This window comes from Ancylomarina subtilis (assembly GCF_004217115.1).
Classification (GTDB): Bacteria; Bacteroidota; Bacteroidia; order Bacteroidales; family Marinifilaceae; genus Ancylomarina; species Ancylomarina subtilis.
This window is the reverse complement of record NZ_SHKN01000001.1, coordinates 1829042-1851945: the sequence shown is the minus strand read 5'-3', so window position 1 is coordinate 1851945 and position 22904 is coordinate 1829042. Positions and strand designations below refer to the sequence as shown.

The following is a 22904-nucleotide window of genomic DNA, read 5'->3' as shown; positions in this document are numbered from 1 at the left end:
ATATAAATTTAATAATACATATAAATATGGCAACTAAAGATATTGCAGAGATTAATAAGGAGAAACTGAAAGCGCTTCAGTTAACCATGGATAAAATTGATAAAACCTACGGAAAGGGTGCTATCATGCGAATGGGTGATGAAGCAGTAATTGATTTGCCAGCTATTTCATCCGGCTCTTTATCATTGAATATGGCCTTGGGAATAGGTGGTTATCCTCAGGGACGTATTGTAGAGATTTACGGACCGGAATCATCAGGTAAAACAACACTGGCAATTCATGCTATTGCTGAGGTTCAGAAAGCTGGTGGTATAGCCGCTTTTATCGATGCAGAACATGCTTTTGATCGCTTTTATGCTGAAAAATTAGGTGTTGATACTGAGAATTTATTGATCTCTCAACCAGATAATGGCGAGCAGGCACTTGAAATTGCAGATCAGTTAATTCGTTCTTCAGCAATTGATTTGGTTGTGATTGACTCGGTAGCAGCATTGACACCAAAGGCTGAGATTGAAGGTGAAATGGGTGAGTCGAAGATGGGACTACAGGCTCGTTTGATGTCGCAGGCTTTGCGTAAGCTTACTGCGAATATCAATAAAACGAACACCACATGTATGTTTATTAACCAGTTGCGTGAGAAGATTGGTGTGATGTTTGGTAATCCTGAAACAACTACAGGGGGTAATGCACTTAAGTTTTATGCTTCTGTACGTCTAGATATTCGTCGTGTTGGACAAATTAAGGATGGCGATGAGATTTTGGGTAATCACACTCGTGTGAAGGTTGTGAAAAATAAAGTTGCACCTCCATTCCGTAAGGCTGAGTTCGATATCATGTATGGTGAAGGTGTTTCGAAAACGGGTGAGATCATTGATCTTGGTGTTGACTACAATATTATTAAGAAAAGTGGTTCTTGGTTCTCGTATGGTGAAACCAAATTGGGACAAGGCCGTGAAGCTGTGAAGCGTCTGATTGTTGACAATCCGGAATTAGCAGAGGAGTTGGAAGCTAAAATTGTTGAGGCAATTAATGCGCCTAAGGAAAATTAATTCTGATTTTTAATCAAACTTAGGTTTGAAATGATATTAAAAGGCTCTCATTATAATGAGAGCCTTTTTTTATAGGATGGAATGGGGAAGGGCAAAATTATCAGACTTAATTATTTAATCCTTTTTTTTATTCTAATTTTACGAGGCAATTAAAAAACTCACTAACAAATAATGCTGATAATGAAAAATAAACATTTATTACTAGGTTTAGCATTAATCACTGGAATGTCGTCATGTCAAGATGCGGCAAAGAGTGATAAAAAAAGCGAAACTGACAATCAATCTTACCGTACACCGGAAACCAAATTGGCTTCTGATCGTATGACTCCAGAGGTTTTATGGTCGTTTGGACGTATGGGGGGAGAAAGTATCTCGCCAGACGAAAAAACAGTTCTTTATGGCGTGACCTATTTTAATAAAGAAGAGAATAAATCGTATAGAGATCTTTATACATTGCCGATAGCAGGTGGCGAAGCAACCCAAATAACCAATACTAAAGGTAAAGAATGGGGAGAGCGTTGGACTAAAAATGGACAGATCGCATTTCTTTCTGCTGAGAGTGGTTCGGTTCAGGTTTGGGAAATGAATGCTGATGGAACAGGTCGTAAGCAGCTGACTGATATCGACGGTGGAATCAATGACTTTAAATTTTCTCCTGACGAGTCGAAAATACTTTTCTCAAAAGAAGTAAAACTTGAAGAAAATGTACAGGATAAGTACCCTGATTTGCAAAAATCAAATGGTCGTGTTATTGGTGACGAATTTTACCGCCATTGGGATCATTGGGTAGAAACTTACACTCATATTTTTGTTGCTGACTTCAATAAAGGTACCATGTTGAAAGCTGGTAAAGATATTATGGAAGGTGAAAAGTGGGAAGCTCCTGTTCGTCCTTGGGGTGGTATCGAGCAAGTAAACTGGACTGTTGATGGTGAAAATATTGCTTATTCTTCTCGTAAAAAGTATGGTGTAGAGTATGCTCTTTCGACAAATACTGATATCTATTTCTACAACCTTGAAAGTGGGAAAACCAAGAATATGACTGAAGGTATGATGGGTTATGACAATAACCTGACTTTTTCACCTGACGGTAAATATATGGCTTGGGAAAGTATGGAACGCGAAGGTTATGAGGCAGATCAGATTCGTTTATTTGTAATGGATTTGAAAACTGGCGAGAAGAAATATATGACCAAAGGTTTCGATCAAAATGCGGGTCACCTAACCTGGACAAAGGATAGTAAGTCGATTTACTTTATTTCTGACTGGCATGCAACTGACGAAATTTATCGAATGGATATGGCTGATGGTAAGATCCATAAGATTACTGAAGGTGTGCATAATTATCAGTCAGTACTTCCAGTTGGTGATAAGCTAATTGCTAAGCGTGTGTCTATGAGTAAGCCTGCTGAATTGTATCGTGTAGATGCTAAAACGGGTGATGCTGAAGAGATTTCATTCGTTAATAAGCATATTCTTGATCAGTTGACCATGGGTACTGTTGAAAAGAGATGGGTGAAAACCACCGATGGAAAACAGATGTTAGTATGGGTTATCAAGCCACCACATTTTGATGAGAATAAGAAATACCCAGCACTTCTTTATTGTCAGGGTGGTCCTCAGGGAACTGTTTCACAGTTTTGGAGTTACCGTTGGAATTTCCAGATGATGGCTTCTAATGACTATGTGATTGTTGCGCCAAACCGTAGAGGTCTTCCAGGTTTTGGGAAAGAATGGTGTGAGCAAATCTCAGGTGATTACGGTGGACAGAATATGAAAGATTACCTATCGGCAATCGACAATGTGAAGGCTGAAAAGTATGTTGACGAAGATCGTTTGGGTTGCGTTGGAGCATCATATGGTGGATTCTCAACTTTCTGGTTGGCAGGTCATCACCAAAAACGTTTCAAAGCATTTATCGCTCACGATGGTATGTTCAATCTAGAGGCTCAGTATCTTGAAACCGAAGAGATGTGGTTTGTAAACTGGGATCTTGGCGGTCCATACTGGGATAAAAAGAATAAGATTGCTCAGCGTTCTTATGCCAATTCTCCCCACAAGTTTGTTGATAAGTGGGATACACCAATCATGATTATTCATGGAGAAAAAGATTACCGTATTGTAGCTTCACAAGGCATGCAGGCATTTAATGCTGCACGTTTGAGAGGAATTCCTGCTAAATATCTTTATTTCCCTGAAGAAAATCATTGGGTACTTGGGGTTCAGAACGGTATTTTGTGGCAACGTGAATTTGCAGGCTGGTTAGATAAGTGGCTGAAGAAATAGTAGAGAAAGATTTAATTTAAACTCGTTGTTGGTTTTGTGGAAATAACACAATTCCAGCAGCGAGTTTTGTTTTTTTTGAAAAAAAAGATCTTTTTACGCTATGCCTTAAGTGGAGTTAGGGAAAATATAAGTGCCTTATCCTTATGAGCATATTTATTTTTCTTTTAAAAATTATTGTTACCTTACAGAATGGTAATTGGAGCCTTTGAAATTTTTATTTTAAAGGTATTTTGTTGATTATAATGTAATTAAATTAATGCTATGAATCGTGCTTGTATTCATTTGTTGATTCTATCGATGTTTTCTTCCTTTTCTGTTTATGCCAGACCTATTCTGCATGAATTTGAAAATGTAAAATCTAAGCATAATTCCGATTTGTTTTTTGTGAATATTGAACAAATAAAGACACAAGTTGGCGATACTATCAAAGAGAATATAGAGTCTTCGACCTCACTGATTCGTCGTCATTCTATTGAGAAAGACTCAACAGGAATACGTTACACAAGAAAATATACTCAGAGTAATTTTCCTTTTTTTAATTTTAGAATTAGCAAGAATAAGGTGTATCATAAATTAGCTGAATTTAATTCTGATCAGGCCAGAGAGTTGTTTGTTTTAGCAAAAAATGATCAGTTTAATAGCGATAGTTTGTCGCGAGAGGTTAATCTTTTATATACAAAGGAAGCTGTCTATTCGGAGGTCGATAAAGATTTATTTAATCGTAGAGTTCGTGATTTAGAGCAAAGAGCTGAAGAGTTAAAGAGGAATGCTGTTCAAAAAGCCAAACATGCTTTGGTTTTAGAACAAACTTCGGGAGAAGCCCCAACTCTTATTTTGGCTGCTACTCATGAAACGGCGGTGCCTGATTATAAAGGTGCAAAAGAAAATACTCAGAGTGCCAATACTGAGGAAAAGGCGATTGAAGTTAATGAGCCAGTAAAAGTCGACAAGTCTGATAATTCAGATGGGAGTGAACTTGAATTTAGTGCACAAGAAGACGAAGGAGGCTACTTGGATCATGAGTATGAATATTGCTATCAGGTAGCTGTTTTCGATAAGAGACCCAGTAATGATTTTTATAAAGGGATGGGGTTTATTAAGGAAGAAATTGTAGATGGCGGTAAATCCTTTAGATATTTAACTGGATCATATCGAACCTATGCCAAGGCAAGCCAATATAAAACCCAAATAAAATCTGTTTTTCCAGCCGCTTTTATCGTGGTTTATAAAAATGGAATCAGGACCAATTTAAAAGATGCGATGGCTGTTACCGATGCGGTTTCAACGACTCCAGCTAAGAGTTCAGCACCTCAATATGCCAATGAGTTTTCAGGCGATGTTTCTTATCGTGTTCAGATTGGTGTTTTTGCTGGTGAGATTCCTGAAAAGTTGAATACTACTATGGAGAAATATAAAGCCTTTGGGTCATTCTATGAGAAGAGATCTGATGGTAAAATCGTATGTACAATTGGTCGGTTTAAATCAATTACTGAGGTTAGTAGTTTAAAGAAAAAATTGCAAGAAGCAGGCTATAAGGATGCTTTTACGGTCGCATATAGTGATCAGAAAAGAGTGTCTCTTCAGGCGGGTATAAATAAAACCGAAAAGTCAACTTTACCAGCAATTGAGGATGAACCTGAGGTGAAAATTGAAAAGAAACCACTTGGCAAAGAAGATTTAGTGGGAGGTATTAATTTCCGTGTTCAAATTGGCGTGTTTGCCAATGGTGTACCTGAAAAGGTAAGTTTGTTGATGGATAAATACCGAGCTTTTGGAACTTCAGCAGATAAACAAGCGAACGGTAAAACGGTTTGTACAATTGGTCATTTCGATTCCATTGCCGATGCCGGAGTACTAAAGAAAAAGCTGTATAAAGCAGGATTTACAGATGTTTTTACAGTAGCTTATACCGGAAATAAACGAATCTCAATACAAGATGCTATACGTTTAGTTGAATAAATTAAGATGAAAGATTCTCAACATATACTTTGTTTGCACAACGATAACATACATAGTTTCGATTATGTGGTTGAGACTTTGATGGAAGTTTGCGGGCATACATCGGACCAGGCAGAACAATGCGCATATCTCACCCACTATAAAGGGAAGACAGAGGTGAAAGTTGGGAATTTAATTGATCTCTTAGTCTTGCGTGATCAATTGGAAAAAAAAGGATTAACGATAAGTGTTGAAACGAATAAAACGGCATATTAAATGACAATATTTATAATTATACTCCTACTTGTTTTAGGAGTTGTTCTTTTATTACTTGAATTTTTCGTGCTGCCAGGAATCACTGTAGCAGGTATTGGCGGGGTTGTCATGATGTTAGGAGGTATTTATTTGTCCTATCATCATTACGGCAGTACAATAGGGCACCTAACGGTATTAGGTGCAGTTGTGTTTAATATACTTGCTTTGTGGCTTGCTTTAAAGTCGGGAACATGGAATCGAATCATGTTGAAAACAGAGATTGATTCAAAAGTTGAAAAATTGGAAGAAGATGTGGTACATGTGGGCGATAAGGGAGTTTGTTTATCGCGATTGGCCCCGATGGGACAAGTCCGAATTAATAATCTTATTATCGAAGCTAAATCTACGGGCGCTTATATTGATCAAAAAACACCTGTTGAGGTGATTAAAATAGTAGACAAAATTATTGTTGTAAAACCTATAAAATAAATTAAATGGAAATTGGAGCATTAATATTATTAATCGTTGCGATAGGAGTAGGTATCTACATCCTGTTCTTTTTTATTCCGGTTGCTCTTTGGTTTTCGGCCCTTTTGTCAGGGGTTCGAATTTCATTGATTCAGCTTGTATTTATGCGTTGGCGTCGTGTGCCACCTAATGTTATTGTACGTGCAATGATTGAGGCTCATAAGGCTGGTTTGCACCTTGGTCGAAATGATCTGGAAGCTCACTTTTTAGCTGGAGGTCATGTTGAGCAGGTCACTCATGCATTGGTATCTGCTTCAAAGGCTAATATCGATTTGACCTTTAAGATGGCGACTGCGATTGACCTTGCTGGTCGTGATGTATACGAAGCTGTGCAGATGAGTGTTATTCCTAAGGTTATCAACACACCTCCCGTAACGGCTGTATCGAAAGATGGAATTCAGTTGATTGCAAAAGCAAGGGTTACTTTACGTGCAAACATTCGCCAACTGGTTGGTGGAGCTGGAGAAGAAACGGTTTTAGCTCGTGTGGGTGAAGGGATCGTCTCTTCAATTGGTTCATCTGAATCGCATAAAACAGTACTTGAAAACCCTGACTTTATTTCCAGAGTTGTATTAGAGAAAGGTTTGGATGCAGGAACAGCTTTTGAAATTCTATCAATTGATATTGCTGACATCGACATAGGAAAAAATATTGGAGCTGTATTACAAACGGATCAAGCTGAAGCAGATTTAAAGATTGCTCAGGCTAAGGCTGAGGAGCGACGTGCTATGGCGGTTGCAACAGAGCAGGAAAATAAAGCCCTTGCACAGGAGATGCGTGCCAGAGTAATCGAAGCGGAAGCTGAGGTTCCTAAAGCGATGGCTGATGCTTTCCGTAGCGGACATCTGGGGGTTATGGATTATTATCGCATGAAAAATATCGAAGCGGATACTTCAATGCGTGAAAATATTGCAAAACCGTCACCAAAGGATAAGAAAAAATAAACTTATTTTAAGACTAAAGATCAAGCTGGGCCTGTTATTAGAACGGGTCCAGCTTTTTTTTTGAAAAAAATGCATTTTTTTTTATTCACGAATCTCACTGATTTATAATTTACTATAATTTGTGCTGTGAGAATATTTCAATTTGAGGGAAAATAAAATTTGCACAGATGAAAATTTTGCCTACTTTTGCTTCCGCAATCAGGAGAGGTGGGTGAGTGGCTGAAACCACCAGTTTGCTAAACTGACGTACTGAGTAATCGGTACCGGGGGTTCGAATCCCCCTCTCTCCGCTCTTTTTTTTCCCTTGAAGGAAAATTAATTTTCGGGGTGTAGCGTAGCCCGGTCATCGCGCCTCGTTTGGGACGAGGAGGTCGCAGGTTCGAATCCTGCCACCCCGACACCGAAAATTCCAGAGAAGTTGAAGAACTTCTCTTTTTTTATCGCAAGTATTGAAATTAAATTCTCGGGGTGTAGCGTAGCCCGGTCATCGCGCCTCGTTTGGGACGAGGAGGTCGCAGGTTCGAATCCTGCCACCCCGACACCGAGAAAACAGAGAAGTTGTGAAACTTCATTTTATTGAGAAAACCGGAATTAAATTTTCGGGGTGTAGCGTAGCCCGGTCATCGCGCCTCGTTTGGGACGAGGAGGTCGCAGGTTCGAATCCTGCCACCCCGACAAAGAAGAGAGAAGTGATTGCTTCTCTTTTTTTATTCTTTTTTTAAGAGTAAATAGTATTAGAATACCGGAATTAAATTTTCGGGGTGTAGCGTAGCCCGGTTATCGCGCCTCGTTTGGGACGAGGAGGTCGCAGGTTCGAATCCTGCCACCCCGACAGAAAAGAGAGAAGTTTCTACTTCTCTCTTTTTTTATGCCCTGAAATCGCATTAAATTATTTTCCTTCGAAGTTGCCAGAATCTAAATCGGAGCTATTTCTTAAGAACGTGTTAAAATTGCTTATAGCATATTGGCGAATCAATAATCTTATTAATTTGCATCCTTAATGAAACCGATCGATTGATTTAAAGAATATAAAAACATGCGAAAATTAGTATTAGCAATTATCTTACTTATGGGAATTGTAATTAGCGGAATGGCCCAAGAGCCAGAGGATAGAGGTTATATTGTAAATGTGGGGGATATGGCACCAGCTTTCGAAATGACCCTAATGGATGGAACCAAGGTTAAATTATCTGATTTAAAAGGGAAAGTTGTGATGCTTCAGTTTACGGCTAGCTGGTGTGGTGTTTGTCGTAAGGAAATGCCTTTTATTGAGAAGGAAATATGGCAGTTAAATAAAAATAAGGATTTTGCTCTTTATGGCTTAGATCGTGATGAACCCATTGAAAAGGCTCAGAAGTTGATTGACGCAACAGGTATTACTTATCCAATTGCTTTGGATGAAGGGGGTAGAATTTTTGAGCAATATGCTATGAAAAATAGTGGGATTACACGAAATGTGATTCTCAACCGCGAAGGGAAAATTATTTACTTGACTCGCCTATTTAATCCGGAGGAATTTTCAGCTATGAAAAAAGTAATAGAGGCGGAATTGAAGAAATAAATATTAAGATTTAAGGTCTTAAATTGAAAAATGCGATTGATACACAATCGCATTTTTTGTATCTTAAATATGGAAACTGGTTATATGAAATGGGTGTGTTTCTCCGCTATCTCCTCGGCGATTATACATTTTCCCCATAGATTTTAATTTTATAATTTGATGCTAAATATAATCTTGTTTTCATATTTACTGAAGAAAAAGGATTAATTTTAATGCCTACAAGAGGTGTAGATTTCATTTGTGTTTGAAAAGTGGGGTATTGTTGGTAATTTGTGATCTTGAGCTTCAAATTTTTAATATCATAGTTTTATGGAAAAGGCTTTTATTCAGATTATAGAAAAGGTTAGAAAATTTCTTATGCAGGAAGGCATGGGGGATATTTCGTTGGAAAAATTAGAAGCAGCTGGTATTGTCAAAGATGAGCTTGTAAAATTTGTCCAAACTAAGGAAGAGTTGGTTGAGAAAGTATTGGAATTTGAAAGGGATAGTTTTAGTCAGATTTTCTTGGAATATGATTTTGAAGGTCAGAATGCGATTGATATTCTGTTTATTGTGAGTCAGGAGATTAATGAGCGTTTTGTGAATGTATCACCTTCAGTTACAATGGAGTTTGAGCAATATTTCCCTGAGATCTATAAAAAACATATGGATCTGAGAATGAATTTTATTTTTGATAAAATACAGATCAATGTTCAAAAAGGGATTGCACAAGGGATGTATCGCGATGATTTGAGTCCTGAGATTGTAGGACGTATGTATCTTTCTCGTCTGGAAGATATGCACAACCCTGAACTTTACCCACCCGATCGTTTCAAATTTGGAACCATTTACGATACCATGATTGATAGCTTTGTGAAAAGTATTGCAACTGAAGATGGGCTTTCATATTATCGCCATCGTAAACAATTGTTAAGCGTTTTAAGTTTCGGGCGTTAAATTAAATTTTAGTATTTCATTATCAAACAGATCAGATTTACGCATTGAGTATTCTTAGAAATGCTTATTCGTGTGCCTGATTTCCGATAAATGATAATCAAATTATAAATACATGAAAATAGCATTAGCACCTCTACAGGGCTTTACCGATCTGGTATTTCGTAGAGCATTTGCAAAATATATAGGGGGAATAGATCAGTTCTATACCCCTTTTCTCGTTTTACAAAGTGGAGACGAATTAAGAACGTCGCATCGTAGAGAAGTTGAGCCCAATGTTGAAGAGAATCTTGTTCCCCAATTTATTGGGAATAGCCTTAAGGAGTTTATTTTCTTTCGAGATTATTTGATTGATTTGGGTTATAAAAAGATGAATTGGAATTTGGGCTGTCCTTTTCCAATGCTTGTGAAAAAGAAGAAAGGTTCGGGATTATTACCTTACCCCGATTTGATTGAAGAGGTGCTTGCAGAAGGTTTGGATGATCGTATCGAATTATCCGTAAAGATGCGTGTTGGATACGACTCAAGCGACGAATTGGGCGCAGTTTTGTCGGTTTTGAATAAGTTTAAAATTGCTGAAATTATCGTTCATCCCCGATTGGGAAAACAGTTGTATAAGGGAGAAGTTGATTTGAAAGCTTTTCAGCAGGCTATGACTTTGTCTAAACACCCAATAACTTATAATGGCGATATAAACAGTTTAGAAGATTTTCAGAGATGTTTGGAACAATTCCCAGATCTAGAGTCAATCATGATTGGAAGAGGGCTTCTGAGAGATGTTTTTTTAGCTAAAAAAATAAAGGGGGAGGATATCCCCTCCAGCCAGGAACGCCAAGATTTGTTAGAGAAAATTCATGGGGAAATTTATGATTCTTATGATTCGTATTTAAGTGGAGATACACAAATATTATCGAAACTGAAACCGATTTGGGAATATTTTGCTTCTAATTTTAATAATGAAAGAAAGGTTTATAAGGCCATAAAGAAAGCAGGAAGCATTAAGAAGTATAACGCAGCCGTGGCTTTTGCTTTTCAGCAGGGTGCAAAGGATTAATTGAATTTATGAATTACACGTTTGATATAAACAATCAATTTTTTCATTTAGAATTTACTGAGCCGGTAAACATGCTGAGTTCAGCTGTTTTAAATGGTGGATTTTGCAGGGCTGATCATTTTTTCAATTCAAAGGTTGATGCTAATTTTCTGGGTGAAAAAACGGAGTTTGAAAAACCCAATGTAACACTTTTGAAAATCACTCAGAATAATGATTGGCAAGGTGTCACAGTTGGTATGATGACAGCTGCTTTAATGACCTCGTTTAGAAGAGTTAAATTGGAGGAGCAGGGGATTTGGATTGAGGTTTTGTTGACTTCAGGTGTCTCAAATGCCCGACGTGCAGGCGACAAAGCAGATTACCAATTTATGAATGAAGCTTGTGAAAAAGTCGGGACGATCAATATGATTCTTCTGACCAATGCGAGTCTTTCAGAGAATAGTATGGTTGAATGTATTATGATGGCTACAGAAGCGAAGTCAGCTTGCTTGCAGGATTTGGGTATTAAAAGTCCGGTCAGTGGTGAAATCGCCACAGGCACAGGAACTGATTCTTGTGCGATTGCTTGTGGAACAGGTCCTAAAGTTGAATATTGTGGCAAGCATGTCCTTTTTGGAGAATTATTAGCTAAAGCTGTTTATAAAGCCCTGAAAGAATCGCTGGAAGCATAATTAAGGGGTATTTTACCTTCTTATGCTTTCAGGATATTTTCAATAAAACAAACTCTTTCTTCAATCGAAACTTTTGGAAGTTCAACAATGGAAAAACCTAATTCTTCGTAGGTCGACTTTAAGAATTTGTAAATTTCGACTGAATCTTCGAAAGATTCCGGGCGTTCGTTGTCATTAACGAAAATTTCCTGCCAGGGTGGAGCCAGAAACACGATTCTGTTGTACGATTTGGCTTTTTCGAAGTATTTATCAGGTACATTCAGTCCTCCTCGTCTCACATAGGCGATGATATCGGGTAGTCCACGATCATAAAAGCATGTGCAATTAGATTGGCATTCATTCAGTTGAGCACTCATACGTTCATAACACAATTCGGCGAAAGCAGCTAAGTTTTTCCAGGGCACCTTATCACCACCAGCTTCATGTTGTTCGCGAATAATGATTCTTGAAATCTCTTCAAACCCTTGATAGGATTTATTAATAAGAGCAGCCAGAAGACTTGATTTGCCGGAACCGGGTCCGCCTGTAATGATGTAGCGGTGTGAATGATTAAGCATTTTCGTGATGATAAGGGTATAAATGTCTTTCGGCAAAGAAAGACGTGTACAACTATATTGGATTTATTCGCTAAGATGTTGATAAACCAAATCCATATTGACATTCTCACGAATGGCATCAGCTAGTTTATCGTACTGTTCTTCTTTGAATTGATTATAGTCAAAATTAATGTCTTCGATTTCAAAGTCTTTGAGCAAATCTTGAATTACAATTGTATTATCAAGAATACCATGAATGTATGAACCCCAACAATTATTGCTTAAGAAATAACCATCTTCTTTGTCATTGCTTAGTTTGTTGAGATGATTCTCAGGATGTTTTAATGTTGTTTGCCCCATGTGAATTTCATACCCGGTACAAATTTCAGCGTAGTCTTTAAATTTAAACTGACATTGTTCAGTTACCTTGTCATCTTCAATAATGGTGTTTATAGGTAATAGACCTAAACCTGAAATAAGTGGGATATCGCCTTCAATTCCCTGAGGATCGCTAATTGTTTCGCCCATCATTTGGTAGCCGCCGCAAATACCAATGACTTTTTTGCCATCCTTTTGAGCTTTTACAATTGAGCTGGCAATGCCAATTTTTCTAATATGAGCTAAATCGGAAATGGTATTTTTACTGCCAGGGATGATAACTATATCAGCCTTTTCAATCTCTCCAGGTCTGTCTGTATAATACAAATGCACACGAGGATCGTGTTCTAATACGCTAAAATCGGTAAAGTTTGCCATGCGTGGCAGACGAATGACAGCTATATTAATTAAGCTTGAATGTGATTCTTTAAATTTATCTTCCAAACTAACAGAATCTTCTTCTTCGATATGAATATCTCTAAAGTAAGGCAAAACGCCAATTACAGGAACACCGGTTAGCTCCTCCAGAATAGTACGTCCTTCTTCAAAAAGTTTGATATCGCCTCTGAACTTATTGATGAGAACGCCTTTGATTTGTTTTCTTTCGACTTCATCCAAAAGGTGAATGCTTCCAAATACACTTGCAAAGACGCCACCTCTATCGATATCAGAAACCAGATAGGTTACCGCATCCGTTTCAACAGCCATGCGCATGTTAGTGATATCTCTCGATTTCAAATTCAATTCGGAAATACTCCCCGCACCTTCTAAGACTATAGGGTTATATTTCTGTTCAAGGCGACGGAATGCACTAATGGCTTCGTTAAATAAAGCGGCTTTGTTATTGCCCATGAAATATTCTGTAGCCGTTTGTGTGCCGACAGGTTTTCCGTTTAAAACGACCTGAGAGCTTTTGTCATTTGTAGGCTTTAGTAAAATCGGATTCATGTCGGTGTGACAAGCCAGTTGGCATGCCTCGGCTTGTACAGCTTGTGCTCGTCCTATTTCGAAACCTTCAGGTGTAGCAAAGCTATTTAAAGACATATTTTGAGCCTTAAAAGGAGCTGGCGTGTAACCATCTTGTTTGAAAATTCGACAAAAACCAGTGTTGACGATGCTTTTACCCACATCGGAACCGGTACCTACAAACATGATCGACTTTAACTTTTTCATTGCTTTGAGATATAATGATGTGAGCTGAGTGTAAATGTTCTTATTGAGCTCACAAGTTCAGTTGGCAAAAATAGCAATATATGTGTTTAAAATATAACAAATAGGAGAGGAGTCTTTTATGATTTTGTTTTTTGTCTTTATCTGTTTTTTTGAGTTGGGAAAAGAATCGAAAAAATAATACCTTTGGCTGCTTACTAAAGCTTCTGAATGAGTTTGTTCAGAGGTTTAAGTATAAATTTTACATCTAAATAAATTTTAATCCATGTTTACTGACAACCTACAACGAGGTCGAAATCAGGAACTACAGGTTTTTAAACACTGGAGCAGGAAATCGTATGCAGCATTTGCAAGTATGAATCAGGAGATTAAAATCGCCTGTTTGTCTGCAAGCTACAATTTGATGACTCCCAGTCAGGAAGCCGGAGTTTTGGGTTTTATGTATGAACCTCAGAAAGGTGGAGATAAATGTGATGAAGATGATCCGGATGGTGACGCTTTGGTATTACTACAGAATTTGATCTGTAATACGGAAAGCAAATCAATTGGTGAACGAAAGAAATATCAGAGACAGTCTGTTCAGTTCTTTTCTTCGTCTGTAAATCCCACCATAAATTTAATTACTAACCGAAAAAAGAATTGAATCATGACTGATATTAGAAATAATTGGACCCACGAAGAGGTCAAAGAAATTTACAACCTTCCTTTGTTAGATTTGGTCAACCGTGCCTCTAACATTCACCGCAAATACCACGATTCATCAAAGATGAATATGAATACCCTGATATCGGTTCGCACCGGAGCCTGTTCTCAGGATTGTAAGTATTGTGCACAATCAGCTCGATATAATACCCATGTTAAGCCAGAGAAACTGAGCTTGGAACAAGTGATAGCAGATGCAAAAGTGGCTAAGGCTAATGGTGTAAAACGCGTGTGTCTAAGTTCAGCAGGCCGTGATGGAAATCGCGATGATCGATTTAATGAAATGGCTGAAATGATTACTGAGGTAAAAAAACTAGGCTTGGAAGTGTGTTGTACCATGGGGATGATCAATAAGGAAAAGGCCAAGAAATTAGCTGATTTGGGTATCACTGCCGTGAATCACAATTTAGATACTTCGGAGCGCCATTACCCAAGCATTACGACGACCCGAACTTATGCTGAGCGGTTGGAAACACTTGCCAACTTGCAAGAAGCCGGCATTTCGTATTGTTCAGGTGGAATTCTTGGAATGGGAGAGGATGATGAGGATCGAATTGAGATGCTTAGAACACTTGCTAATCAGGATCAACATCCTTATAATGTCCCTCTAAACTCACTAGTACCTGTTGAAGGAACCCCATTCTATGGCAAAGAGGTGATCGATATTTTCGAAATGGTGCGTGCTGTTGCGACAGCGCGTATTTTAATGCCTAAAACAGTAGTTGCCTTTGCTGCCGGTCGTACCCATTATAGTAGAGAAGGACAAGCGCTTTGTTTTTTGGCAGGAGCGAATTCAATCTTTTTTGGAGACAAACTTCTAACTGTGGGAAATGTTAAGGTAAACAAAGATCAGGCATTACTTGAAAGCTTGGGAATGCAATCGACCAAATATCACGAGCTCACGACTTTAGAAAATTAGATAGGTTGGATCAATCAGATCTGATAGAAATACAAAGGCTACTCAATCAGTGAGTAGCCTTTACTTTTTGTAAAAAAGGATTTCGTTTCCATTTATTTATCTGAAAAACCCGCCTGATTGCGTGTCAGGCGCATTTCTTCGTTTGCTTGCTTTTTCTAAAACTTCTTTTTTTTGCTCATTGGTATATAGGGACCAATCGCCAACTTCTTCATTGGTTCTTCTGCAACCAAAACAAACGCCATTCGAGTCGGCACGACATATTTGTATACAAGGTGATTTCACGTCTTCCATATTGTTTTCTAACTAGATTGATTTTAAATAATAATCAAATTAAACAAAAAGGATTCGCTTCTCAAAATTGAAAGCGCTTAAAGGTGTTCATTCTTTTCTATACGCTGATAGAATTCTTCTTGAAGGAGAGCCAAGCCTGTGTGTAATTTTCCATTTTAAAATTTAAATTTTAGGAAGTCATGAAAATAATTTAACTTCTAATCCGAAATTGAAAATGGTTGATTAACGATTCAATTATAAATTGGATGCTGTGATTCTGTTTTGAAATGAAATTTTGGGGCCAAAGTATCCAAAAGCATAACATTTACATGACATAACTCATATTAATCGCATATCAATTTTTTTACATTTGTTCAGAGTGAAAAAGATTAGACAATAACCCTAAAATTAAATTATCATGCCAAAAGGTATATACAACGTTCCAACCGCAGTAAACGAACCCATTTTATCATATGCTCCAGGTTCTCCAGAAAGAGCGGAATTGCAAGCAACCATCAAAGAGATGCGTTCGAAGCAAATTGATGTGCCTATGTACATCGGTGGCGAAGAGGTTCGCACAGGAAACTTATTTGCGATGACGCCTCCACACGATCATCAGCATGTATTAGGTCACTATCACCAAGGTAGTAAAGAGCATATCCAAATGGCTATAGATGCTGCTTTGGCTGCAAAACCAGCTTGGGAAGCTATGGCTTGGGAGCATCGTGCTTCTATTTTCTTGAAAGCTGCTGAATTGATTTCAGGTCCTTACCGTCAGAAATTGAATGCGGCTACTATGTTGGGCCAATCGAAGAATGCCTTCCAGGCTGAGATTGATTCGGCTTGTGAAATTGCTGACTTCTTGCGTTTCAACGTACAATATATGACTGAGATTTACAAGCAACAGCCTGTATCTTCAAAAGGAATTTGGAATCGTGTAGAGCAACGTCCACTAGAAGGATTTGTATTCGCATTGACGCCATTCAACTTTACTGCAATTGCTGGTAACTTACCAACAGCTCCTGCTATGATGGGTAACTGTATCGTTTGGAAGCCATCTAAAACGGCTGTTTATTCAGCTCAGGTTCTTATGGAAGTTTTCCAGAAAGCGGGTGTTCCTGCTGGTGTTATCAACTTGGTATATGTATCAGGTCCTGCAGCTTCTGAAGTATTATTCTCTTCTCCTGATTTCGCAGGTATCCACTTTACAGGATCAACAGGCGTATTCCAGGATATCTGGAAGAACATTGGTGAGAATATTCATAAATTCAAGTCGTACCCACGTATCGTAGGTGAAACAGGTGGTAAGGACTATATCTTTATGCATCCAACAGCATCAACAAAAGAAGTAGCAACTGCTATTACTCGTGGTGCTTTCGAATATCAGGGACAGAAATGTTCTGCTGCTTCACGTGCTTTTATTCCAGCAAGCAAATATGATGAGGTGATGGCTTATGTACACGAAGATCTTAAGAAAATTAAGATGGGTGGAACTGAAGATTTCACAAACTTCGTAAATGCTGTAATCGACGAAACATCATTCGACAAGTTGGCTTTAGCAATTGAGGCTGCCAAGGTTTCTCCTGATGCTGAAATTGTAGCTGGTGGAACTTATGACAAATCTGTTGGATACTTTATTGCACCGACTATTATTCGTGCATTGAAACCAGATTACATTACCATGGAAGAAGAGCTATTCGGTCCTGTTTTGACTATCTATGTTTACGAAGATGATAAGGTAGACGAAACACTTGATATCCTTGATAAAGGATCAATGTACGCGCTTACAGGTGCTATCTTTGCTGACTGTCGTTATGCTATTGAGAAGTTAGTGAAGCGTTTAACTCACACTGCAGGTAACTTCTATATCAACGACAAACCAACTGGTGCTGTTGTTGGTCAGCAGCCATTCGGTGGTGGTAGAGGTTCAGGAACCAATGATAAAGCGGGTTCTATGATCAACCTATTGCGTTGGGTTTCTCCACGTACAATTAAGGAAACTTTTGTACCGGCTACAGATTATATGTATCCAAATTTCCAGAAAGACTAAAACTTAGGATAATTGTTAGATATAAAAAACGATCGGAGCTTTTGCTTCGATCGTTTTTTTATTTACTCGAATTGATATTCGCTTACTAACTATTTAGTGAAAGCTGAAAAATGGTTTTTGCTCAATGTACAAAGTACAAAGCACGAAAAATCATTTTTTTGCCCAATGTACAAAGTACAAAGCACGAAAAATCATTTTTTTGCCCAATGTACAAAGTACAAAACACGAAAAATCGTTTTTTTGCTCAATGTACAAAGTACAAAACACGGAAAATCGTTTTTTTACTCAATGTATAAAGTACAAAGCACGGAAAATTAGTTTTTTACTCAATACCTATTTAGGTAAAGCAGAAAACAATAATTTGAAAAATCAATAATATCGTTTTGAGCAATAGATTACTTTAAAGCTTGCCAGCTTGTTTATTTTAGAAATCCAGCATAATAAAAACTGTAGATGTGTAACTCTCCACATCTATTAATTCTCAAATCACCATATCATTCAACCTTTTTACCAAAGAAATGGACAATAAGATAGAGGCTTAGAATTCCAGCAGGGAAAATAATCCAATAGGGGACACCATAAGCCGCAGGAATTAGCCCAATAAATATGGAAATGCTACCAACGGTTAAGGCATAGGGTAACTGAGTTCTGACGTGCTCGATATGGTTACAGGAACTGGCTAAAGAACTGAGAATAGTTGTATCGGATATCGGGGAGCAATGATCACCAAGAACCGAACCTGCAAGAATGGCGGAAACTGTAATATAAAAGAGATTCATCGATGCACCATCATTCATTCCGGCACTATGACTTAAATACCAGGAAGCAGGTAAAATAAGTGGATAGAGAATAGCCATCGTTCCCCATGATGAGCCTGTTGAAAAGGCGATTAATGCTGAAAGAATAAAGGTTAATGCTGGTAGAATCTGGGGAGCCACATTAATAGAGATAAGGGCATTCGATATAAAATCGGCTGTGTGCAAGTCTTTGGTAATATCGGCTAAAGCCCAGGCTAGAACCAAGATAAGAATAGCGGTGAGCATGGTTTTAAACCCTTTAAGCAAGCTATCACTGGTTTCGTGCAAACTTAATATTTTCTGACCAACGGTTAAGGCAACTGAAGCCAGTACAGCTGATAAAGACGACCAAAGCAGAGCAGAGTAGGAGTCAGATGCACCGATCACGTGTGAAAGTTTCTTACTAAAACTTAAACTGGTATCTGCCCATACACTGGCATCCCAGCCTGTGTATAATAAGCCAGCCAGTGTTCCGAATATGACAATCAAAATCGGAATTCCAGCATTGTACCATTTGGGGGTGATATGAGCTGCCATTTCTAAATCATTATCACCATTAGAGCTTTGAATATTGGGGTCCTGACTGCTGATATGATTTTGTCTGGCTAATTTCTCAGCTTTATACATCGGGCCAAAGTCTTTACCTTTAAATATAAGAAAGAGCATAAATGCCAAGGTGAAAAAAGGATAAAATCGACTAGGTAACGAATTTAAGAAAATACTGTAAGGACTTTCGCTTACGCCAATCTGTACGGTTGCTGACTGAATATAACTCAATTCGATCCCGATCCAGGTTGTTATCATAGCTACAGAAGCCACAGGAGCAGCCGTTGAGTCTACAATATATGCAAGCTTCTCTCTGGAGACTTTTAACCTATCAGTCACAGGGCGCATGGTATTTCCAACAACAAGAGTATTGGCATAATCATCGAAAAATATTAGAACGCCCAGCAGCCAGGTGACCAGCTGTCCCGACCTTGCATTGTTTGCAAAACGAGATAAAATATTGACGATCCCCTGCATGCCACCATTTTTCGAAATGAGAGTGACCATAGAGCCAATTAGCATGGAAAATACAATAATTGAGATGTGCCCGGAATCATGCAACGAGTTGATGATATAGGTGTCTGATATAGCAAATATGGCTTTGAAAAATGCGATGAAGATGGAGGTTCCCTTATACGAATAGATGATAAGAGTTCCTGAAAAGAGGCCAATGAACAGGGCTGATAAAACTTCCTTAAAAAATAAGGCCATTAAAATGGCGATAAGAGGAGGGAGGATTGAGAGCCAAAGAGGAATTGGAGTTATCTCTTTTGTGTCATTAAATTCTCGAATTTGAACCTGAACGATCTCTTTATGAGTGAATTTATGTTGAAGTTTGAGATCTGAGCCTTCAATCGTATATGCTGTTTGTTTCCCATTGATGAGAACTTGAATTGAATCGGATTTTATTTGCTCAATTAAATCGCCTTGAGTTTTAATCGTAATGGTTTGCTTAACCTTTGAGATTATAATCGAAGGATATTCAACTGAAAAGGGATTTGTTTGATTAGCAAAACTGTTAAATGATATCAGAAGAAGTAAGGGAAGAACTATCTTTCTTAAAAATTGAATCATACGGGGATATATTTAGGTTAGTAGCCCTAAATATATAAATTATAATCAGTTTGATTTTATGATTTTTACAGTTTTATCCGAAGAGATAACATCTTTTATTTTGAAGAATATAAAACTTAACCGGCAATATTTTCTCCCATATGAACTGTTGTTTCTAAGCCACTTCGGGTATTATCCAGTAAATCCTGATCGATTTTAATTTTGTCTTTCTCGAAAAATAAAACAATGGTTGAGCCTCCAAAAGCAAAATAACCTTTCTCACTTCCTTTTTTAATATTCGTGTTGGGCTGATAGGTTTGAAAGATACTTCCAACCATACTCGCTCCAACCTCAGAGATAATGACATCGCCATAATCTTCCGTTTGTAATGTGCTGTAAACCCTTGTATTCTGACAAAAAATCTGTAAACTCTTTCTTAAAGCCAGTGGTGAAACAGAGAAGTATTTGCCTTTAATCAGCTTAGATGCAGAGATGACACCATCAGCAGGAAAATGGAATCGGTGATAATCGGCAGGTGCCAAACGGACAATCATCATTGCACCATCGGCATATCTTTTTGCCAATTGATCGTTTTTTAAGAAGCTGGAGATCGTAAATTGCGAGCCTTTTATAAAAAATGAAGCGACATCGCTCATCGATTGAAATGCTAAAATCTTACCATCGGCAGGGGAAACGAAAGCATCTCCCACAGGTCTTTTTGATATTTCAATTTTTCTGTAGAAGAAATCATTGAAGTTTTTATATGCACTGCTATCTTTTATTTGATAGATGGATAGATCGATTTTATTTCGTTCAATGAATTTTGAGATTAGCCCTTTAGATAAGCGACTGTTCATGTACCAGCCACCCAGAGAAGAAACAAGTTTTCTTTTCATCAATAGGTGAAGAGATACTTTACCAAGCGGCTTATTGTAGAACCAACTCAGTATTTTACCACTAGGCACATACTCTTCCTCTATTTCGTTATTTCTTCTATTTTTAAAAAAGATTGGTTCCATAAATTCGAATCTATTTGTCATCATCACCTCCGTTTCTGAAAGATGATAGACTAACGCATCATATTAATTACAATAATCAACAAAGATGCAACTTTTACATGTATAAGTGAAAAAAAAAGATCATTCTGAGCATAATCTTAGATTTAGAGCACTTAAAATTCTATTTTAAACACGGTTTTTCATTTATTCCCAAGGCAATTTTGTTTTGGGGGATTATTTTGTATCAAAGAGCAGGTCTCTTTTTTTGAATCTTAAGTGAATTTGTTTATTTTGAATTTATAAAACAGATGTGGTGTGGATGGATTAGAGAACATATTTCGATTGGGTTCGAATAATATAAAACCCGAGAAGGGGAAGGTGTTAATTGCTGAACCTTTTTTAGAAGGTCGGTACTTTAAGCGATCAGTGGTTTTATTAACTGAATTTTCCAAAGAGGGGGCCGTGGGTTTTGTGTTAAACAAACCGATTCATTTGAACATAAACGAACTTTTGACTGATTTGGATGTTTTCGAGAGTGAAGTGTTTGTGGGAGGTCCCGTTCAAAATAATCAGATTTACTATTTGCATACAATACCTGAACTTATTCCCAATTCATTTCAGATTTTCAATAATCTTTATTGGGGCGGTGATTTCGCCATTTTAAAAGAACTTATTAGCAATAAAAAAGTTGAACATGATCAAATTCGTTTTTTTGCAGGTTATTCAGGATGGAACGCTGGTCAACTCGAAGACGAGATCAAGGAAAATTCATGGTTGGTAAGCTCTCTCGAAATGAAAGAAATTATGGCTCTGGATAATGTTGATATTTGGCAAAAGGCTTTGATTCAGTTGGGTGGGAATTATAAGGTCTGGGCCAATTTTCCCAAAGATCAAAATATGAATTAGTCACTGGGAAAAAGCTTCTTATTCAATTCCTCAATTAATATTTTTGAACTTCGATTAAAATAGCGTCTTTCTTCATAGGCCACGACCCATCGTATTCCGACAATTGCATTGGTTAAGAAAATTTCATCAGCGTCCATTAACTGATCGGGTTTCATAATGCAGTCATCATAGACCGTGATACCCAGGTTTAATGCTATCTGAATAATTTGTTCCCTCATAATGCCATTCATGGCGCCACTTTCAAGCGAGGGGGTATAAAGAATTCCATCCTTAACGATAAACAGGTTTGAGCTTACGCTTTCGACCAAATTTTGTCTTTCATTTAGCAATAAGCAATCATCCCATTTCATCTCATCCTTGTGCAAGCCTGCTAAAATAAAAGGGAGTGAGTTACCCGTTTTAAATCCAGACATGGAATTGGATGCTTTTTTATAAGAATCGAATAGACCAATTGTCAATCCTTTTTTATTCAAATAATAGTATGGTGAATCTAACTTTGAACTCTCTATTAAAAATGAAATGCGATTGGTTTTGGGTGTGTAGAGACCTCCTGAATTTCGAAACACACTCAAGCGGATACGCGTGCCCAAAAAGGATTTATTTTTTGTGATCAGACTTTTGATATTCGTTTCAATTGTTTGCGAAAAATTATCGGGTATTTCCATTCGTAAATGCGACATCCCCAGTTGCAGACGTTCCATATGTTCACCGAAGAGTTGAATCTGTGTGCCATTGCAATGGATGGTTTCAAACAATGAATCACCATAACGAAATGCTCTGTTATCAGCTGTGAACAGAGCTGCAGTTTCTGGATAGAATGTCCCGTTGTAGCAAAGTTGATGTGAGTTCATAATTATATTTCTCCCTTTAGTATTTTGTCGCAATAGATTGAAATATCTTCGTTTGCTTCTATTTTTATTCCCTTAATCCCTACGGCTTCAGCAGCCTCAATATCGCGTTTGCTGTCACCAATAAGATAGGATGTCTTAATATCAATATTGTATTTTCTGATTGCCTGATTAATCATGTAGGGGCTTGGTTTTCTGCATTCACAGCTCGCTACACTTTCATGATGAGGACAGTAGTAGATTTCTTGAAGACGAATATCATTCTCCAGCAACTTTGCTTTAAGGTGAGCATGAATCTGATCAACATCGTCGCTGGAATAAATCCCCTTTGCAACACCCCCCTGATTACTGACTATGAAAAGCATATAACCCGCTTCCTGAAAGCGTTTGAGGGAATTCACAATACCTTTATTGATAATAAAGTCCTTAACTTTGTAAATATAATAGTGTCCAATATCAGAATTGATGACCCCATCACGATCAAGAAAAATAGCCTTTTGCATTTTGAATCT

Annotated in this window: 21 protein-coding genes and 5 tRNA genes; 19 read left to right on the top strand and 7 right to left on the bottom strand. The window is 37.8% G+C overall.

The annotated features are described in order from the left end of the window. Nucleotides 1–26: 26 nt before the first annotated feature. The 15 genes from recA to EV201_RS07475 all read left to right on the top strand — a co-directional run bounded on the left by recA (nucleotide 27) and on the right by EV201_RS07475 (nucleotide 11219). Entirely contained in the window at nucleotides 27–1049 is a 1023-nt protein-coding gene (gene recA, locus EV201_RS07545; RefSeq protein WP_130306988.1) for a recombinase RecA, read from the top strand. 180 nt (nucleotides 1050–1229) lie between these two features. Continuing rightward, nucleotides 1230–3335, top strand: a complete 2106-nt coding sequence (dpp5, locus tag EV201_RS07540; protein ID WP_130306987.1) for a dipeptidyl-peptidase Dpp5 — start codon at nucleotides 1230–1232, stop codon at nucleotides 3333–3335. Between the two features lie 261 nt (nucleotides 3336–3596). After that, entirely contained in the window at nucleotides 3597–5294 is a 1698-nt protein-coding gene (locus EV201_RS07535; protein ID WP_130306986.1) for an SPOR domain-containing protein, read from the top strand. Between the two features lie 6 nt (nucleotides 5295–5300). Then, nucleotides 5301–5549: an ATP-dependent Clp protease adaptor ClpS gene (locus EV201_RS07530; RefSeq protein ID WP_130306985.1), complete on the top strand. Its 249-nt coding sequence runs from the start codon at nucleotides 5301–5303 to the stop codon at nucleotides 5547–5549. Continuing rightward, nucleotides 5550–6017, top strand: coding sequence for an NfeD family protein (locus EV201_RS07525; RefSeq protein ID WP_130306984.1), 468 nt, complete (start codon nucleotides 5550–5552; stop codon nucleotides 6015–6017). A gap of 5 nt (nucleotides 6018–6022) precedes the next feature. After that, on the top strand, nucleotides 6023–7000 hold the full coding sequence (gene floA / locus EV201_RS07520; protein WP_129253168.1) for a flotillin-like protein FloA: 978 nt from the start codon (nucleotides 6023–6025) through the stop codon (nucleotides 6998–7000). 201 nt (nucleotides 7001–7201) lie between these two features. Continuing rightward, nucleotides 7202–7290 (top strand) — tRNA-Ser (locus tag EV201_RS07515). 33 nt (nucleotides 7291–7323) lie between these two features. Continuing rightward, a tRNA-Pro gene (locus tag EV201_RS07510) sits at nucleotides 7324–7398 on the top strand. Nucleotides 7399–7464: 66 nt separating this feature from the next. Next, nucleotides 7465–7539 (top strand) — tRNA-Pro (locus EV201_RS07505). A gap of 61 nt (nucleotides 7540–7600) precedes the next feature. Continuing rightward, nucleotides 7601–7675 (top strand) — tRNA-Pro (locus EV201_RS07500). Between the two features lie 82 nt (nucleotides 7676–7757). Continuing rightward, a tRNA-Pro gene (locus EV201_RS07495) sits at nucleotides 7758–7832 on the top strand. A gap of 204 nt (nucleotides 7833–8036) precedes the next feature. Next, entirely contained in the window at nucleotides 8037–8561 is a 525-nt protein-coding gene (locus tag EV201_RS07490) for a TlpA family protein disulfide reductase (protein WP_130306983.1), read from the top strand. A gap of 309 nt (nucleotides 8562–8870) precedes the next feature. Continuing rightward, on the top strand, nucleotides 8871–9497 hold the full coding sequence (locus tag EV201_RS07485; protein WP_130306982.1) for a hypothetical protein: 627 nt from the start codon (nucleotides 8871–8873) through the stop codon (nucleotides 9495–9497). Between the two features lie 112 nt (nucleotides 9498–9609). After that, complete coding sequence (locus EV201_RS07480; RefSeq protein WP_130306981.1) at nucleotides 9610–10548, top strand: tRNA-dihydrouridine synthase family protein; 939 nt, start codon at nucleotides 9610–9612, stop codon at nucleotides 10546–10548. Nucleotides 10549–10556: 8 nt separating this feature from the next. Then, on the top strand, nucleotides 10557–11219 hold the full coding sequence (locus EV201_RS07475; RefSeq protein ID WP_130306980.1) for an adenosylcobinamide amidohydrolase: 663 nt from the start codon (nucleotides 10557–10559) through the stop codon (nucleotides 11217–11219). Between the two features lie 20 nt (nucleotides 11220–11239). Here the strand turns inward: EV201_RS07475 and EV201_RS07470 are convergent, their stop codons facing one another. Both EV201_RS07470 and EV201_RS07465 read right to left on the bottom strand, forming a co-directional pair. Beyond that, on the bottom strand, nucleotides 11240–11776 hold the full coding sequence (locus EV201_RS07470) for an AAA family ATPase (protein WP_130306979.1): 537 nt from the start codon (nucleotides 11774–11776) through the stop codon (nucleotides 11240–11242). Nucleotides 11777–11839: 63 nt separating this feature from the next. Continuing rightward, the gene (locus EV201_RS07465) at nucleotides 11840–13306 is read right to left on the bottom strand and encodes a cobyric acid synthase (protein ID WP_130306978.1); all 1467 of its coding nucleotides are present in this window, start codon (nucleotides 13304–13306) and stop codon (nucleotides 11840–11842) included. Between the two features lie 262 nt (nucleotides 13307–13568). Between EV201_RS07465 and EV201_RS07460 the strand changes: the two genes are divergently transcribed. Together EV201_RS07460 and bioB are read left to right on the top strand one after the other, a co-directional pair. Then, nucleotides 13569–13946, top strand: a complete 378-nt coding sequence (locus tag EV201_RS07460; protein WP_130306977.1) for a hypothetical protein — start codon at nucleotides 13569–13571, stop codon at nucleotides 13944–13946. 3 nt (nucleotides 13947–13949) lie between these two features. Beyond that, nucleotides 13950–14924: a biotin synthase BioB gene (gene bioB, locus EV201_RS07455; protein ID WP_130306976.1), complete on the top strand. Its 975-nt coding sequence runs from the start codon at nucleotides 13950–13952 to the stop codon at nucleotides 14922–14924. A 96-nt stretch (nucleotides 14925–15020) separates the two neighbouring features. Here bioB and EV201_RS07450 read toward each other — a convergent pair whose 3' ends face one another. Further along, nucleotides 15021–15215, bottom strand: a complete 195-nt coding sequence (locus EV201_RS07450) for a DUF1289 domain-containing protein (protein ID WP_130306975.1) — start codon at nucleotides 15213–15215, stop codon at nucleotides 15021–15023. A 397-nt stretch (nucleotides 15216–15612) separates the two neighbouring features. Here EV201_RS07450 and pruA point away from each other — a divergent pair, with 397 nt between their 5' ends. Next, nucleotides 15613–17244: an L-glutamate gamma-semialdehyde dehydrogenase gene (pruA, locus tag EV201_RS07445; protein WP_130306974.1), complete on the top strand. Its 1632-nt coding sequence runs from the start codon at nucleotides 15613–15615 to the stop codon at nucleotides 17242–17244. A gap of 494 nt (nucleotides 17245–17738) precedes the next feature. Here pruA and EV201_RS07440 read toward each other — a convergent pair whose 3' ends face one another. Next, nucleotides 17739–19661 (bottom strand): Na+/H+ antiporter NhaC family protein, encoded by a 1923-nt coding sequence (locus tag EV201_RS07440; protein ID WP_207224414.1) that lies wholly within the window; start codon nucleotides 19659–19661, stop codon nucleotides 17739–17741. A gap of 116 nt (nucleotides 19662–19777) precedes the next feature. Beyond that, a complete protein-coding gene (locus EV201_RS07435) occupies nucleotides 19778–20683 on the bottom strand; it encodes a phosphatidylserine decarboxylase (RefSeq protein ID WP_130306973.1) in 906 nt (301 codons plus the stop codon). A gap of 270 nt (nucleotides 20684–20953) precedes the next feature. Between EV201_RS07435 and EV201_RS07430 the strand changes: the two genes are divergently transcribed. Next, complete coding sequence (locus EV201_RS07430; RefSeq protein ID WP_130306972.1) at nucleotides 20954–21544, top strand: YqgE/AlgH family protein; 591 nt, start codon at nucleotides 20954–20956, stop codon at nucleotides 21542–21544. Here the strand turns inward: EV201_RS07430 and EV201_RS07425 are convergent. After that, a complete protein-coding gene (locus EV201_RS07425; protein ID WP_130306971.1) occupies nucleotides 21541–22395 on the bottom strand; it encodes an aminotransferase class IV in 855 nt (284 codons plus the stop codon). The genes EV201_RS07430 and EV201_RS07425 overlap by 4 nt on opposite strands. A 2-nt stretch (nucleotides 22396–22397) precedes the next feature. Next, a complete protein-coding gene (locus tag EV201_RS07420) occupies nucleotides 22398–22895 on the bottom strand; it encodes a D-glycero-alpha-D-manno-heptose-1,7-bisphosphate 7-phosphatase (protein WP_130306970.1) in 498 nt (165 codons plus the stop codon). Nucleotides 22896–22904 lie beyond the last annotated feature (9 nt).